Origin of the sequence: Arthrobacter sp. YA7-1 (assembly GCF_025960325.1) — a bacterium.
GTDB classification, from domain to species: Bacteria; Actinomycetota; Actinomycetes; order Actinomycetales; family Micrococcaceae; genus Arthrobacter; species Arthrobacter bambusae_A.
Genome location: NZ_CP110114.1, coordinates 2,129,555 through 2,144,219 on the forward strand (window position 1 = coordinate 2,129,555; position 14,665 = coordinate 2,144,219).

A 14,665-nucleotide genomic window follows, 5' to 3' on the forward strand; every position below is an offset into this window, starting at 1 on the left:
GGTCTACGCCTCAACCAAGTCTGCGCGGGGCGCGTCGACCAAGGCGGGAGTGTGCCAAGGATGGCCGCTCCGGTCCCTTTGGGGGAGTGGTTTATGGTGCCGCGGGGGAACGGGAAGAGGCGGCATCGGTGGCTTAGGCGGCATGGGGGCAGGATTGGGTTGCCGTACGACGGGAACCTGTGGCGCGGCTGCTGGTCCGCGAAGTGGGACTTCGGGGCATAGATCGGTGATCAGGCCCATTCCTGCATATTCGCGTACGTCACTGATGCCGCACACTGCGGCCCGCTTGTCCGGAAAGGACCTGGAGACGGCCACCACCGTTCCGTCCGGAGCCTTGAGCCTGAATCTGAAGCTCGTGTCCTCGTCGATGAAGAGTTCAAACATCCCGGTCATGCGTATCCTCCCGAACAGCGGGCGGCGCGTGACGCCCGGTAGGTTTCGCCGGGACCGGGGCGCGACGTTGCGCCCCGGTCTTTCAGCCGGCAAATGGATCATCTGACTCACAGTGCATGGTGCTCGCCACACGGTGTAGTTAACCAAAATACGGTGAAGAACCCTGGCTGGCTAGTGCTCGGGACGGAACGACGTTCAATGCTGCTCGAGGATCCTGTGCGCGTCGTCCTGTGCGGTCAAGGCCCTGTCGTCTAAAATCCGGCCCGGCAGGTGTCCGGCTGCGGCGATCGCCCGCCGCAACTCCGCCACAGTGCGGGGATTGCCCACGCCCCGGTGCGCCATGGCGTGGCAATTGGCACACAGCGGCACGAGGTCCGCTATGGGATCCAGCCGGTAATTGCCGCCAAGCTGTGAAACGGGAACCACGTGGTGGACGTGGATGTAGTCCTTGCCGATGTCGCCGTAGCTTACTTCGAAGGAGAAAGAGCACGCGGCACAGGACGTTCCGTGGAAAGCCAAGCAGACGCGACGCGCTTCAGGGTCCCGTTCGTAGCGGTTCGTATCGATCCGGCTGACGGCGTCCTCCGGGTAGGTTCCGGGGACGATCCGGCACGGTTCCGAGGCTGCCGGCCCGTGCTCTCGCCACAAGCGCTGAAGCCGCGGTTCCGACTCTGCCGGAATGGACCGCCCAGAACCGCGGAAGGTATTCCAGGCCACATCCGGCACTTCACTGGTGAGGACACTGGATGGTATTTGGCTGCCCAGGGGGAGCACGGCGTCGAAGGACACGCTGACGTACCGCGCACCGCTCTTCGGCCCGGTGCGTTGTGGCGCCTCGTAGCTTTCGGACATCACCACGCCGTGTCCGATCAGCCCGCGTCCGTGCTGGCCCTCGCCTTGCAGGAGAAGCCATGCCTGGCTGCCAGGCTGGATCTTCCGGTGCCGCCCGACGTTCCACCGCTCCAGGAATTGCCCTGTTTCGGCGACCTGCTCGATTACAGCCTCGTAGTTCCAGTCGTTCCCAAGCCGTGGATTCCATCCCAGGATGATGGCCACCATGGCTGCTCCTCCCTGCGTGCCGGTGAAATTATGCGAGTCGGTTTCGGACGATTTCGCTGACGGCCTTGCCGTCGAAGCGGCCGGCGACCTTTGCCGTGACGGGCTTCATCACGGCGCCCATCTGCCTGACCGAGAGTTCAGTGCCACCGGCCTTCAACGCGGCGATTGCCTCGTCGACGATGTCCTCGACTTCGGCGGATGTCAGCATTGTAGGCAAGTAGGCCTCGATGACTTCGGCCTCGGCGATTTCCGCCGCGGCGCGTTCGGCCTCTCCGGCCTCCGTGTAAATGCGGGCCGTGTCCCGGCGCTTGGCGGCTTCCTTTTGCAGCAGCGCCGTCACCTGGGTGTCGTCCAACTCGATGGGTGTCTTGCCGGACTTCTCACGCGTCTCGATTTCGCCCAGGACGTTGCGGACCGTCGTGAGCGCAGTTTTGTTGCGATCCTTCATGTGGACTACGACGTCAGCATGCAGGCGTTGCTTCAAGGTGCTCATGGTAATTCCCTCTACTTGGTGATTGTTTTCATTCTTCACGGTCTGGAGCGTCTGTGCAGAAGAGCCATGCGGCCGGCCGGTCCGGTATCTAAAATTCTGCCTCCGGCGATCCCCCAAGAAGGCCCTCCGCGACGTAGCATCAAGGTAGGTGGCTGCCAGGAGTGTGGCGAAATGTTTGAGAGATTTACGGACCGTGCCCGTCGCGTTGTTGTGCTTGCCCAAGAAGAGGCACGCATGCTCAACCATAACTACATCGGTACCGAGCACATCCTTTTGGGTCTGATCCAGGAGGGTGAGGGGGTTGCCGCCAAGGCGTTGGAGTCGATGAGCATTTCGCTCGATGGCGTCCGCGAGCAGGTACAGGAGATCATCGGCCAGGGCCGGCAGGCCCCGTCGGGTCACATCCCCTTCACCCCGCGCGCCAAGAAGGTGCTTGAACTCGCACTTCGGGAAGCCCTGCAGCTCGGCCACAACTACATCGGTACCGAGCACATCCTGCTCGGCCTCATCCGTGAGGGTGAAGGCGTTGCCGCGCAGGTCCTCGTCAAGCTTGGCGCCGACCTTGGCCGGGTCCGTCAGCAGGTGATCCATTTGCTTTCCGGCTATGAGAGTAAGGACCCCGGCGGAACGGTCGCCGGACCGAGCCAGCCCGAGGTGGCTCCGGCCGGTTCGGTGGTGCTGGACCAGTTCGGCCGCAACCTGACCCAGGCCGCGCGGGAGAACAAGCTCGATCCCGTGATCGGCCGCGAGCTGGAGATGGAACGCGTCATGCAGGTCCTCTCCCGCCGCACCAAGAACAACCCGGTGCTGATCGGTGAGCCCGGCGTCGGCAAGACCGCCGTCGTCGAGGGCCTTGCCCAGGCGATCGTCCGGGGCAACGTGCCCCAGAGCCTGAAAGACAAGCAGCTCTACACGCTCGATTTGGGGTCCGTGGTGGCCGGTTCCCGCTACCGTGGTGATTTCGAAGAGCGCCTGAAGAAGGTCCTCAAGGAAATCCGGACCCGTGGCGACATCATCCTCTTCATCGACGAGATCCACACGCTCGTAGGTGCCGGCGCTGCCGAGGGTGCGATCGATGCCGCGTCCATCCTCAAGCCGTTGCTGGCCCGTGGTGAACTCCAGACCATTGGTGCCACCACACTGGACGAGTACCGCAAGCACATCGAGAAGGACGCGGCACTGGAGCGCCGCTTCCAGCCGATCCAGGTCCAGGAACCGTCGGTGGCCGACACGGTCGAGATCCTCAAGGGCCTGCGTGACCGTTACGAGGCGCACCACCGGGTGACCATCACCGACGGCGCCCTGGCGGCGGCGGCGAGCCTCTCGGAGCGTTACGTTTCGGACCGCTTCCTGCCGGACAAGGCTATCGACCTGATCGACGAAGCCGGCGCCCGGCTGCGGATCCGCCGGATGACCCGTCCGCCGGAGCTGAAAGCGATGGATGCACGCATCGCCGAGGTGAAGATGGAGAAGGAGTCGGCCATCGACGCGCAGGACTTCGAAGGCGCCGCGTCGCTGCGCGACAAGGAGCAAAAGCTCGTCGCCGAACGCAGGGAAAAGGAACTGAGATGGAAGTCCGGCGGCATGGAAGGCCACTCCGAGGTAGACGAGGAGCTGATCGCCGAGGTTCTGGCGAATTCCACCGGCATCCCGGTCTTCAAGCTCACCGAGGAAGAATCCAGCCGCCTCCTCAAGATGGAGGAGGAGCTGCACAAGCGCGTTATCGGGCAGAATGAGGCGATCAACTCGGTGTCGCGTGCCATTCGCCGCACCCGTGCGGGCCTGAAGGATCCCAGGCGTCCGGGCGGCTCGTTCATCTTCGCCGGACCCACCGGCGTCGGCAAGACCGAGCTCGCGAAGGCCCTGGCCGAGTTCCTCTTCGCTGACGAAGAGGCCCTCATCACGCTGGACATGTCCGAGTACTCCGAAAAGCATTCCGTGTCGCGTCTCTTCGGTGCCCCTCCGGGCTATGTCGGCTACGACGAGGGCGGGCAGCTGACCGAGAAGGTCCGCCGTCGTCCGTTCTCCGTGGTCCTGTTCGACGAGGTGGAGAAGGCGCACTCCGACTTGTTCAACTCGCTGCTGCAGATCCTCGAGGACGGCCGCCTGACGGATAGCCACGGCCGGGTGGTGGACTTCAAGAACACGGTGATCATCATGACCACCAACCTCGGCACCCGCGATATCTCCAAGAGCGTCGCGACGGGCTTCCAGTCCGGCACGGACACCACCACCGGTTACAACCGGATGCGGGCCCGGGTCACGGAGGAGCTCAAGCAGCAATTCCGTCCCGAGTTCCTCAACCGTGTTGACGACGTCATTGTCTTCCCGCAGCTCACGCAGGACGAGATCATCGAGATTGTTGACCTCATGATCCGTCGGCTGGAGCAGCATTTGGCCGACAAGGACATGGGCATCGAGCTCACGGACGCCGCCAAGGTCCTCCTGGCCACCCGCGGATACAACCCCGCCATGGGTGCGCGGCCGCTGCGCCGGACCATCCAGCGCGAGATCGAGGACCAGCTCTCCGAGAAGATCCTCTTCGGCGAACTGCACCCGGGTGACATCGTGGTGGTCGACGTAGACGGCGAAGGCGACGACGCGAAATTCACGTTCGCCGGCAACGCCAAGCCACGCATCCCGGATGCGCTGCCCGCCGTGGGCTAGGACGAGTCGACCGACTGCCCCGTCCTGCCGCCGTCGGGCCTTTCCCGGTCAACCTTGTGCCCGAGGCCCGCGAGCAAGCGTGCGACGGCGTCCTCCGCGGTCGGCGGTGGGCCGAAGACATCGCGCTGGCGTGAGGTGTCGGCGACATAGCGGCCGGTCTGGAACCACTCCATCATCGCCCCGAAGTCCGGTCCCATCTGGCTGACCGGGTTCAGGACGAGCTCGATCTGGCGGCCGAGCATCTGACCGGAGATATCGGCGATGTCCTGCATGGTTACCGGCCGGTTCCAGCCGATGTCGATGCGTTGGCCCTCGACGCCGCCTGCGTCGACTGCGGCTGCAAGGTATCCGGCGAGGTCACTGGCAAGAACGTATGTCAGGGGGACCGTGGACGACCCGAACCACATGAGCCGCCCCTCGCTGAACGGGTCGCCGAAGCGGGTGATCTGCTCAAGGAAAGCGCCCGGACGCAGGGCTACGAACGGGACCCCGAGTTCTTCCAGACGGTCCTCGGTCAGCTTCTTGTGCCAGAAGTGCGGGACATCCGGAGTCTGATCGCAGGTGAGGATGCTGGTGAGGACAAATCGGCGAGTACCGGCGCGGCTGGCCGCATCGACGAGGTTGATGTTGCCCACCGTGTCGGTGAGAGGGGTGTCGCCCTCCCGATGGTGGGTGTATCCGGCCGCTGAGGTGATCACCGCGTCGACGCCGTCCATGGCGTGCGCAAGCGATTCCGGGTCCATCATGTCGCCACGTACGATCGTGGCACCCAGTTCTTCGAGGCGGCCCGCATCCGAACCGGGCCGCACCAAGGCGCGGACTTGTTTACCTCCCGCCAGCAGCCGGGACACCACCTGGCTGCCGAGCATCCCGGTACCGCCGACCACAAGCACTGGTCCCAGGTCGGTCATTGTTGACTCGGAGGGCGTCACGGTTGCGTGCCTGTGGGGCCTTGATCCTCCACCTGGCCACGCCACCCTCCGGTTTCGGCTCCACGCGCCTCGATGAATTCCTTGAACTTCTTCAGGTCCGCCTTCACCTGCATCTCGTCTACTTGGAGCGCGGCTCCGGCCTTCTCCATGAAGGTTTCGGGCGCCCACTCGAAATGGACCTTGACGTGGGTGTGGTTGGCGTCCAGCGGCGAAAACCTGATGATGCCGGCGTGCGATTTACCGTCAATGCTGCGCCAAGCAATCCGGTCGTCGGGTTCCTGGTCGACGATTTCCGTGTCGAACTCCCGTTCCACGCCCCCTATCCTGGTGACCCAATGGTTGGTCGTGTCGCTCAACTGGGTTACGGATTCCACACCGGACATGAATCGGGGAAACGACTCAAACTGCGTCCACTGGTTGTAAGCGGCACGGACAGGGACATCCACGTCAATGGCTTCTTCAACCTTTCGCATCTTTCCTCCTCCGTTGGACTTGCATGGACAGGCCGCAGGGGTGGCCAACGGTCCCTCGAGGAAGCCTGCCACCCTTGAACATTAAGCCTGCTGACCATCCACGTCCAGTGTTGCCAGGCACAAGCCGGTTTGGCAGTTACGTCCTGGAGCGCCCGCGGCGCGCGACGGCGTCGATCGTCACTGCCGCGACGAGGACCAGCGCGGTGACGACGTACTTGGCCGGTGCGCTGTAGCCCTGCAGGCCCATGCCGTTATCGATCGTCGCGATCACCAGCCCGCCCAGGACCCCGTGCAGCACTTTGCCGCGCCCGCCGAACAGGCTGGTCCCGCCGATCACTGCGGCCGCCACCGCGTAAAGCACCAGCGTGCCGCCGTCGTATGACGTCGAGACGGAGCGGAGCCGCGACGCGTAGACGATTCCGCCGATTCCCGCCGTGAAGGAAGCGAGCATGAAGGCGAGGGTACGGATGCGCGCAAGGTTCACGCCTCCCCGCCGCGCGGCCTCGGCGTTGCCGCCAATCGCGTAGACGTAGCGGCCGAACCGGGTACGCCCGAGCAACAGCGTCCAGGCGGCGAGGACCCCGAGCACCACCAGGAGCACCCACGGCACGCCGCTGATTTCCACGAGGGTGCCCCGGTCGGTATTGCAGAGCCACACGATGGCCACGCCCGCGGCGAGCGCCGCTGCGATCTTCAAGGCGCTCACGCTGGCAGGCGGCGCGACGAGCCCGGTATTGCGCCTGCGGGCGTCCCGCAGCCATGTCCACGCGCTGAACGCCCCGACGACGACGAACATGAGGATCCAGCTGGTGACCGGGCTGAGGTTGCCGCTCGCGATGTTGTTGATGACGGTGTCATTGATGGGCACCACGCCGCCGCTGCCGAGGATGATGAGCATCACCCCAAGCCAGCCGAGTTGGCCGCCGAGGGTCACGACGAACGACGGCAGGCCGAGCCGGGTGATGATCGTCCCGTGGAGCAGTCCGATCCCGGCGCAGCTCAGCAAGCCGACGGCGATCGCCGCCCACCAGGGCCAGCCTGTGGACTCCTGGACGAGTTCGGCCATGATGACGCCGCCCACCCCGCCGACATACCCGATGGACAGGTCGATTTCGCCGAGCAGGAGCACGAAAACCTGGCCCATCGCCAAGAGCATGAAAACCGAACCTTGGATGAGCAGGTTCACCAAGTTGCCGGGAGTCAGGAAATTCGGGTTCAGGGATTGGAACAGCACGGAGATCAGCAACAGGCCCGCGAGAACCGGCAGCACTCCGCTCTCGCCGCCCCGGACCCGAGCGAACGCCGCGCGGAAGTAATCGGGCAGCGAGGTCGCGGTGATGTCCGGGTTCAACGCCAATGCGGCCTTCCGCTTGGCCGCAGCCGTGGTCGGCTCGTCCTGGAGCACCGCCGCCGCGGAGGGGAGGGGCCCCTTGGCGGCGGTCAGCTGACGGTTCGACGGCGATGGAGGCGCAAGTTCCGGCCGTGCCCGATCGGAGAACCCCGTGGTCATCAGGTCGACCACGATCTGCCGGTCCATCTCCGCGACAGGTCGGATGGCCACAAGCTGCCCGAGCCTGAGCACGGCGATGCGGTCCGCGACTTCGAACACGTCGTTCATATTGTGCGAGACGACGATGACGGCGACGCCGCGATCGGCGAGCTGGCGGATCAGGTGAAGGACAACCTCCGTCTGGGCGACGCCGAGTGCCGCGGTGGGCTCGTCCATGATGACCAGCTTCGAGTTCCACAGCACCGACTTCGCGATGGCGACGGACTGGCGTTGCCCGCCGGACAGGGACGCGACGGGTTGCCGGATCGACCGCACGGTGGTCACGGCCAGGCTCGCGAGCGTCTCCCGGGCCGCGATCTCCATGCTCTCTTCATCAAGGAGAAGATGGCGAAGGCGTTCGCGGCCGAGGAACAGATTCTGCACGATGTCGAGGTTGTCGCACAGTGCAAGGTCCTGGTACACGGTCTCGATGCCGAGCGCTGCGGCTTCGTGCGGCGAGTTCAACCGGACGGGTTGGTTTTCCCAAAACAGCTGCCCGTCGTCGGGAGCGTGAATGCCGGCCACGCATTTGATCAACACCGATTTGCCCGCGCCGTTGTCGCCGGCAAGGGCGGTCACCTTGCCGGTCGGCACCTCGAGGGTGATGTCGACCAGTGCCTGCACCGGCCCGAAGTTCTTGTCGATGCCCTCCAGCCGAAGCAGGGGCCCGACGTCGGCGGGGCCCGGCGCTACCAACTCGCTCATCGTCGAACTACTGGATACCTGCCGCCGTGCACGCGTCCTTCACTTGCGAGATGCACAGCGAAGAAGTCGCCACGGCACCGTCCTTGACCACCGTGTCCGCCATGTTCTTCGTGGTCACCCACAGCGGGGTCAGCAGGACCGATGCGACGTCGGACTTCGCGGTGTCGTCTGTGGTCTTGCCGTTCACGAGGGTCGATGGAACGGTCACGCCCGCCCGCAGGTAAAGGGCTGCTGCGGCGGCCGCCTGGGCCTCAAAGTAGATCGGCTTGTACACCGTTCCGCACTGGTAACCCTTCAGGATGTTCTGCAGGCCGGACAACGACGCATCCTGTCCCGTCGTCGGGAAGGTCTTGGCGGGGATCTGCTTGCTCTGCAGGTAGGCGATCACAGCGTTGGCGTTGTCGTCGTTCGGCGTGACCACCGCGTTGATGTTCGGGTGGGCGGTGTATTGCTGGGCGAACGTGGTCTGTGCCACCGACGGCGTCCACGTGCCTGCCGGCTCTCCTACGTTGACGTACTCGCCATTGTCGAAGTGCGGCTTGAGCACGCCGTTATAGCCTTCGGCGAACAGTTTCGCGTTGTTGTCGGTCGGATCGCCATCCATGACCAGGATGTTTGGTTTGGTGACTTTCCAGTCCGCGATGCACGTGACTTCGCCCTGTCCGATCAGCTGGCCAACCTTGACGTTGTCGAAGCTGACGTAGGTGCGGTCCTTGGCCCCGCCTTTGACGAGCCGGTCATAGTCGACCACCTTGACGCCGCGCGCGCTGGCGGCCGCCTCGATGGCTGCGCCCGAACCGGAGTCGAGGGCGTCGACCAGCAGCACGGATGCCCCTGCCGTGATGTCAGCCTCGGCTTGCGTCTGCATGGTGCTTGCGCTGCCTTGCGCGTTGTCGATTTTGAACTTGGAAGAGTCGAGTCCCGCGGCTTCGAATGCCTTCTTCAGGTAGGGGGCATCGAAGGTGACGTATCGTGCGGAGGTGGTGGTGTCCGGCAGCAGCACCCCGACCATCCCTTTGCCTTGGGATGCGAGGGACGTGAGTTGTTTCATGGCCGAGAAATCGGCTGTGAACGCATCCGCAGAGATCTGCGGCACCGCTCCTCCGGAGCTCGTGGCGCTCGACGTGGACGATGTGCTCGTGCTCGAGCATGCGGCGAGTGCCGTGATAGCGAGGGTTGCAATGAAGGCGGTTCCGGCGCCTCGTGCCGGGACCTTCATGTTTAACATTTCTTTCCTTCCATTGGTTTCGACAGCAGGCGACCTGGCGGGGTCGGGCCGGAACCTGGGCGTTGGCGCCGGACGCAGGTCCACGCCGGAGGCCACGGCGGTTCTCACCAACGGACGTCGAGGAGCCAGCACTCGGCTGACTGCGACTTTATGACCAGCGACTCGATATCACGGGGTCCTCTCCGGACGGACACGGCGGCGACGCCGGGCATGTCCGTCGATGTTGCTCTATGACTACGTTGTAGACCGGAAGTCTGCGCTTAGCAAGGCTTCGTGCGGGGCAGGATTCGACGACGGGATGCCGGGAAGCAGCCGGGCTCGGATTTTGTTACATCAATACCGGAGTACCTGCCCGATACCCCGGGATGCAGTCCACATCACAGAGGTGGGTTCAATGAAGAAATGGACGCGATGGCAGGATTGGGTCACGGTAGTTGCCGGGCTCTACGCTGTTCTATCAGTCATCTGGACCAAGGCGGCCGGCGGCTCGACTGCCTTGATGCTCGTGTTCGGCGCATTGCTGGTCATCAGCGGCGTCATCAATCTGGCCATGCCCGGAACCCCGGTCATGGAGTGGATCCAGGCAGCCTTTGGCGCCCTGTTGTTCCTTTCCCCGTGGTTCGGTTCCTACGCCATGCAAACCGGCGTCGCCTGGACGTCCTGGATCACCGGTCTGGTGGCGCTCGTCGTCACCGCGATGGCGATCAAACCCAGCACCGAGGAACACCGGCATCACATGGTCAGCCCTTCGCACTGACGTGGTGAAACGCTCAGGTGCTGAAACGCTGAAGTGCTGAAACGCCGAACAGCGGGAACATCGGCCGGCGGGCCGTCATCGGACCCGCCGGCCGCTTGCTGCTCTGCGCAGGTATCCCGACGGCGGGCGCCGCGAATGCCGCCGTCAAAACGGCCGCCCGACCAGGGAGCTGCGGCTCAGACTATGAGGACGGCAGCGCCGGTTATCCGGTCGTTGGCCAGGTCCTGCAACGCCGTGTCGGCTTCGGCTAACGGATACGCCGTCGTGGTGGGGGCCAGCGGGATGTCCGCGGCGAGGGACCAGAACTCTTCGCCGTCTGCCCGGGTATTGGCGGTAACACTACGGAGCTGCCGCTCATGGAAGAGATCCGCGGAGTAGTTCAAAGGCGGTATGTCGCTGAGGTGGATCCCCGCAATGGCAAGGCTCCCGCCCCGGTCCAGCGCCTTGAGTGCCACAGGAACAAGGTCACCCACGGGAGCAAAAAGTATTGCCGAGTCGAGTGGGTCCGGCGGGGAATCGTACGCGTCGCCCACAAACACCGCTCCCAGTTCACGTGCCAGCTCACGGGCGGACTCCGAACGGGTCATCACGTAGACCTGCGCCCCTTGGTGGCGCGCCATCTGTGCCGTGAGATGGGCAGAGCCTCCGAAACCATAGATGCCCAGCCGGCCACCTGGCGGAAGCTCGGCCCGTTTGAGCGCACGGTACCCGATGATGCCGGAGCACAATAGAGGGGCCGCCTGCTCGTCCGAAAACCGGGGCGGGATGGCATAGGCGAAATCTTCGGATACCGTGAGTTGTTCGGCATAGCCGCCGTCCCTGTCCCATCCGGTGAAGACAGGGGAGAGGCAGAGGTTCTCGTCGCCGCGGCGGCAATACGCGCAGCTCCCGCAGGTTCCCCCTAGCCATGCGACTCCGACCCTGTCACCGCGCCGGAACCTCACACACCCGTCGCCGGTCTCGCTGACTGTTCCCACCGCTTCGTGGCCCGGTACGACGTTCGGCCTCCGCGGCGCAAGGTCGCCTTCGGCGAGGTGCAGATCCGTGCGGCAGACACCGCAGGCGCGGACACTGACGAGGAGTTCCCGCCGCCCCGGGCGCGGATCGGCCCGTTCGCCCCAAACCAGCGGCCGGGATTCCATCGGGCCTGGTTCCCGGACCCACCATGCACGCATCGTGTTCTCCCTCGCTGCTAACTCTGATTCCGCGCGGCGGGGTCCCCGTTGGCGGCCCGCCGCTCCGCTTTCAGCAGGCGCAGGCCGCTGGCCAGCACGCCCACATGGCTGAACGCCTGCGGGAAGTTCCCGAGGAACTCGCCGGTGTCCGGGTGGATCTGCTCAGGCAGCAGGCCCAGCGGATTCGCGCGTCTGCAGAGGGATTCGTAGAGTTCATGGGCTTCATCCACCCGCCCTTGACCGGCCAGGTTGTCCACCAGCCAGAAGCTGCAGAGGAGGAACGCCCCTTCGCTTCCGGGCAAACCGTCGGGAGAAACCTCTGGCAGGTAGCGGAACAAAAGCCCGTTGCCGGCGTCGAGCTCTGCCGCTATCGCTTTTGTGGTGGACACCATCCGCGGATCGTCGAATTCGATGACGTTGCGGACGGGTAGGGTCAACAGGGACGCGTCCAGGCCGCCGCTGCCGCCCAGATTCTCGGTAAAGGTGCGACGCCGGGGGTCCCAGGATTGCGTCAAGGCAGCCTGCCGGATCCGCCGGGCCGTGGCCTCCCACCGGCGCTTGGGGTAGGGAAGCCCGTCCCTGCGCGCGATCTGGATGGCGCGGTCGATCGCGACGTAGCACAGTGCCGCCGAGTAGGTGAAGGGTGTGCTCTTGTCCCTGATTTCCCACGGCCCGGAGTCCGGAACCCGCCAACTCCTGATGGCCATTTCCACGATCGGGACCAATGCCGCCCAGAGCCGCTCATCGACCCGCTTTCCGCTGCCCGACCATTGGTAGGCGATGTCGACGATTTCTCCGTACACATCGTGCTGGAGTTGGTGCCGGGCGCCGTTTCCCCACCTCACCGGGGCCGAGCCCCGGTATCCCCGCAGCTGCGGGTCCTGCACCTCGTCGGGCGGCTGGGAGCCGTCGAGGGCGTACATGACGTGCGGGATACCGTCCCGCTCAACGTTGGTCAGGACCCAGGCCAGGAAGACGTCCGCATCACTGGGATCGCCAATGCGCCGGAACACGTAGTTGGAGAAGGACGCGTCGCGCACCCACGTGTACCGGTAGTCCCAGTTCCGCGACGTGCCGGGCCACTCAGGCAGGGACGAGGTGGCCGCCGCGAGGATGGCTCCCGTCTCGGCGTGATCCAGCATCTTCAGCGTCAGGGCCGAACGCTTCATCAGCTCCGCTTGGGAGCCTTCGCAATCCAGGTTTGATGCCCACCGGCGCCAGGCATAGACGGTCTGGTCAATGAGCTTTTTGCTCTCCGGATGCTGACGGAGCCGGAACCGACCCGACCAATGCAGGACCATGGTCAGCGTTTCTCCCGCGCGAAGCGTCATCTCGGCGGACAGGCCGCGACCGTCGGGCATGAGTTCAACTGAAGACCACAGGTAGACCTCCTGGACTCCGTCCTTCCGCCAATCAAACCGCCAGCCGGTGGCCAAGGTCTCAAAGGTGACACCGGCCTTCGGTACCAGGCTGATGCGCAGCGGGACGTCCCCGCCCACGGCCCTCGCGTGCCGCAGGAGTTCGGAACGGCCAGCCGGCACCGGCTCCGATAGCTCGGCGCCGGCACGCAGCGTCAGTCCGTCCGTCACCTGCAGCACGCCGCGATCGGATACGAGGGACGTGACCAGCACGCAGGAATCCTCGGTATAGCGCTGGGAGGATGCCAGAGTGCGGAGAGGGGCTATTTCGAAACGGCCGCCCGACTCGGCGTCAAGGATGCCGGCCAGGAACGGGGGACTGTCGAATTCCGGCAGGCAAAGCCAGGTCATTGCGCCGTCCCGCCCCACCAAGGCGCACGTGGACCCGTCGCCAATGAGTCCATGATCCTCGATGGGCAAATATCCATCCTGCCTAACCACCGGGCGTGCCTCGGCACCAGTGATCATCGTGTTCACTCCTTTGGGTTCAGGCGAGGCTTCCTATATGGATTCTCTCGCCGTTCCCGCGCGCACGCCACAGTCCGCCGGCACCAAGAAACCGCGGGTTCAGGCCGCGACCTCAGGGCGTGAGGAGGACCTTGATGGAGCGCCGTTCGTCCATGGCGCGGTAGGCCTCGGGTGCTTCCTCGAGCGGCATCACGGTGTCGAAGACGCGGCCCGGATTGATCTTGCCGTCAAGCACATCCGCGAGCAGTTCGGGGATGTACGTGCGGGCCGGTGCCATGCCGCCGGCGATCGAGATGTTCGTGTCGAACAAGTAGCGCAGCGGGGCTTCGGCTCCGCCCGTCGGGACACCCACGAAGCCGAGGGCACCGCCCGGGCGGACACTGTGCAATGCCTGTTCCATGGATTCCTTGGTTCCGACGCACTCCAGCACCGAGTCGGCCAGGACCCCTCCGAGCAACTCGCGGACCTTGGCTACGCCTTCCTCGCCGCGCTCGGAGACGATGTCCGTGGCCCCGAACTCGAGGGCAATCGCCTGTCGGTCGGCGTGCCGGGACATCGCGATGATTCGTTCGGCTCCGAGCCGCTTCGCTGCGAGCACGCCGCAGAGTCCCACCGCGCCGTCGCCGACCACGACGACGGTCCTGCCGGGGCCGACCTTCGCCGCAAGGGCTGCGTGGTGGCCGGTGGCCATCACGTCGGAGAGCGTCAGCAAGCTCGCGCGGAGCGCGTCGTCTGGTTCCGTGACGCCGGGGACCTTGACGAGGGTGGATTCGGCGAGCGGTACGCGCACCGCCTGGCCCTGGCCGCCGTCGATCGCGTGCCCGCTGTCGTCTTTGCCGCCCCAACCCGCCAAATGGTCGCAGGCAACCGTGACGCCGCCCAAGCACTGCGGGCACGCGCCACAACTGACCAGGAAGGGAGCAATGACGAAGTCGCCTACCGCCAGGGTGGTGACGTCGTCGCCGATGCTTTCCACCGTGCCGATGAATTCGTGTCCAATGGCCGAAGGCTGGTGGGTGGGCTTGACGCCGCGGTACGGCCACAGGTCCGATCCGCAGACGCAGGAGGCAGTGACTTTGACGACGACGTCGGTGGGCAGCTGGACCGTGGGGTAGTTACGGTCTTCAACACGGATGTCGCCGGGACCGTGGATAATGGTGGCGCGCATGGGGCTCCTCAAATGGTGGTTGTTGGGCTTGAATCGAGTCTATCCCGCCGCGCCCATGGTCCTGTACTGGCCGGTAGCCAGGCGTCGTGCCGCTCTCCATCGCTACCGGGTTCAATCGGTACCGGAGGACAGAAGCAGCGGGTTGTGATGGCCCGCGCTTTGGTGAACAAGCCCCAGGTG

The 14,665-nt window shown here is 65.0% G+C and carries 13 protein-coding genes; 3 read left to right on the plus strand and 10 right to left on the minus strand.

What is annotated here, in order from left to right:
• Positions 1-3: 3 nt before the first annotated feature.
• Positions 4-318, minus strand: coding sequence for a hypothetical protein (locus OIT41_RS20970; RefSeq protein WP_413542324.1), 315 nt, complete (start codon positions 316-318; stop codon positions 4-6).
• Between OIT41_RS20970 and OIT41_RS10000 the strand changes: the two genes are divergently transcribed.
• Positions 266-499, plus strand: coding sequence for a hypothetical protein (locus OIT41_RS10000; RefSeq protein ID WP_264636368.1), 234 nt, complete (start codon positions 266-268; stop codon positions 497-499). The genes OIT41_RS20970 and OIT41_RS10000 overlap by 53 nt on opposite strands.
• 89 nt (positions 500-588) lie before the next feature.
• Here OIT41_RS10000 and OIT41_RS10005 read toward each other — a convergent pair whose 3' ends face one another.
• Complete coding sequence (locus tag OIT41_RS10005) at positions 589-1,452, minus strand: HNH endonuclease (protein WP_241708615.1); 864 nt, start codon at positions 1,450-1,452, stop codon at positions 589-591.
• A gap of 28 nt (positions 1,453-1,480) precedes the next feature.
• Positions 1,481-1,945 (minus strand): GatB/YqeY domain-containing protein, encoded by a 465-nt coding sequence (locus OIT41_RS10010; RefSeq protein ID WP_241708614.1) that lies wholly within the window; start codon positions 1,943-1,945, stop codon positions 1,481-1,483.
• A 171-nt stretch (positions 1,946-2,116) separates the two neighbouring features.
• On the opposite strand from OIT41_RS10010, the gene OIT41_RS10015 reads away from it, so the two are divergent.
• On the plus strand, positions 2,117-4,612 hold the full coding sequence (locus OIT41_RS10015; RefSeq protein WP_264636369.1) for an ATP-dependent Clp protease ATP-binding subunit: 2,496 nt from the start codon (positions 2,117-2,119) through the stop codon (positions 4,610-4,612).
• On the opposite strand, the gene OIT41_RS10020 is transcribed toward OIT41_RS10015, so the two are convergent.
• From OIT41_RS10020 to OIT41_RS10035, 4 genes are all read right to left on the minus strand, one after another.
• A complete protein-coding gene (locus tag OIT41_RS10020; RefSeq protein WP_413542325.1) occupies positions 4,609-5,523 on the minus strand; it encodes an SDR family oxidoreductase in 915 nt (304 codons plus the stop codon). The two genes, OIT41_RS10015 and OIT41_RS10020, sit on opposite strands and share 4 nt — an antisense overlap.
• Before the next feature lie 17 nt (positions 5,524-5,540).
• A complete protein-coding gene (locus OIT41_RS10025) occupies positions 5,541-6,017 on the minus strand; it encodes an SRPBCC family protein (protein ID WP_241708609.1) in 477 nt (158 codons plus the stop codon).
• Between the two features lie 136 nt (positions 6,018-6,153).
• Entirely contained in the window at positions 6,154-8,271 is a 2,118-nt protein-coding gene (locus OIT41_RS10030; protein WP_264636371.1) for an ABC transporter permease subunit, read from the minus strand.
• A 7-nt stretch (positions 8,272-8,278) separates the two neighbouring features.
• Positions 8,279-9,499 (minus strand): sugar ABC transporter substrate-binding protein, encoded by a 1,221-nt coding sequence (locus OIT41_RS10035; RefSeq protein WP_264636372.1) that lies wholly within the window; start codon positions 9,497-9,499, stop codon positions 8,279-8,281.
• Between the two features lie 394 nt (positions 9,500-9,893).
• Here OIT41_RS10035 and OIT41_RS10040 point away from each other — a divergent pair, with 394 nt between their 5' ends.
• Positions 9,894-10,256 carry an SPW repeat protein gene (locus OIT41_RS10040; protein WP_078105154.1) on the plus strand — a complete coding sequence of 121 codons (363 nt, stop codon included), beginning with the start codon at positions 9,894-9,896 and terminating at the stop codon, positions 10,254-10,256.
• Between the two features lie 176 nt (positions 10,257-10,432).
• Here OIT41_RS10040 and OIT41_RS10045 read toward each other — a convergent pair whose 3' ends face one another.
• The 3 genes from OIT41_RS10045 to OIT41_RS10055 form a co-directional block, all read right to left on the minus strand.
• A complete protein-coding gene (locus OIT41_RS10045; protein ID WP_264636373.1) occupies positions 10,433-11,431 on the minus strand; it encodes a zinc-dependent alcohol dehydrogenase family protein in 999 nt (332 codons plus the stop codon).
• A 17-nt stretch (positions 11,432-11,448) separates the two neighbouring features.
• Positions 11,449-13,317, minus strand: a complete 1,869-nt coding sequence (locus tag OIT41_RS10050) for a glycoside hydrolase family 15 protein (protein ID WP_264636374.1) — start codon at positions 13,315-13,317, stop codon at positions 11,449-11,451.
• A 112-nt stretch (positions 13,318-13,429) separates the two neighbouring features.
• Positions 13,430-14,485: a zinc-dependent alcohol dehydrogenase family protein gene (locus tag OIT41_RS10055; RefSeq protein WP_241708599.1), complete on the minus strand. Its 1,056-nt coding sequence runs from the start codon at positions 14,483-14,485 to the stop codon at positions 13,430-13,432.
• Positions 14,486-14,665: the final 180 nt, after the last annotated feature.

What these genes read in the sequence shown, in the direction of transcription:
- OIT41_RS10000 (WP_264636368.1), top strand. Translation starts at nt 266, where the DNA reads ATGCCGCACACTGCGGCCCGCTTGTCCGGAAAGGACCTGGAGACGGCC.
- OIT41_RS10005 (WP_241708615.1), bottom strand. Translation starts at nt 1,452, where the DNA reads ATGGTGGCCATCATCCTGGGATGGAATCCACGGCTTGGGAACGACTGG.
- OIT41_RS10010 (WP_241708614.1), bottom strand. Translation starts at nt 1,945, where the DNA reads ATGAGCACCTTGAAGCAACGCCTGCATGCTGACGTCGTAGTCCACATG.
- OIT41_RS10015 (WP_264636369.1), top strand. Translation starts at nt 2,117, where the DNA reads ATGTTTGAGAGATTTACGGACCGTGCCCGTCGCGTTGTTGTGCTTGCC.
- OIT41_RS10020 (WP_413542325.1), bottom strand. Translation starts at nt 5,523, where the DNA reads ATGACCGACCTGGGACCAGTGCTTGTGGTCGGCGGTACCGGGATGCTC.
- OIT41_RS10025 (WP_241708609.1), bottom strand. Translation starts at nt 6,017, where the DNA reads ATGCGAAAGGTTGAAGAAGCCATTGACGTGGATGTCCCTGTCCGTGCC.
- OIT41_RS10030 (WP_264636371.1), bottom strand. Translation starts at nt 8,271, where the DNA reads ATGAGCGAGTTGGTAGCGCCGGGCCCCGCCGACGTCGGGCCCCTGCTT.
- OIT41_RS10035 (WP_264636372.1), bottom strand. Translation starts at nt 9,499, where the DNA reads ATGTTAAACATGAAGGTCCCGGCACGAGGCGCCGGAACCGCCTTCATT.
- OIT41_RS10040 (WP_078105154.1), top strand. Translation starts at nt 9,894, where the DNA reads ATGAAGAAATGGACGCGATGGCAGGATTGGGTCACGGTAGTTGCCGGG.
- OIT41_RS10045 (WP_264636373.1), bottom strand. Translation starts at nt 11,431, where the DNA reads ATGCGTGCATGGTGGGTCCGGGAACCAGGCCCGATGGAATCCCGGCCG.
- OIT41_RS10050 (WP_264636374.1), bottom strand. Translation starts at nt 13,317, where the DNA reads ATGATCACTGGTGCCGAGGCACGCCCGGTGGTTAGGCAGGATGGATAT.
- OIT41_RS10055 (WP_241708599.1), bottom strand. Translation starts at nt 14,485, where the DNA reads ATGCGCGCCACCATTATCCACGGTCCCGGCGACATCCGTGTTGAAGAC.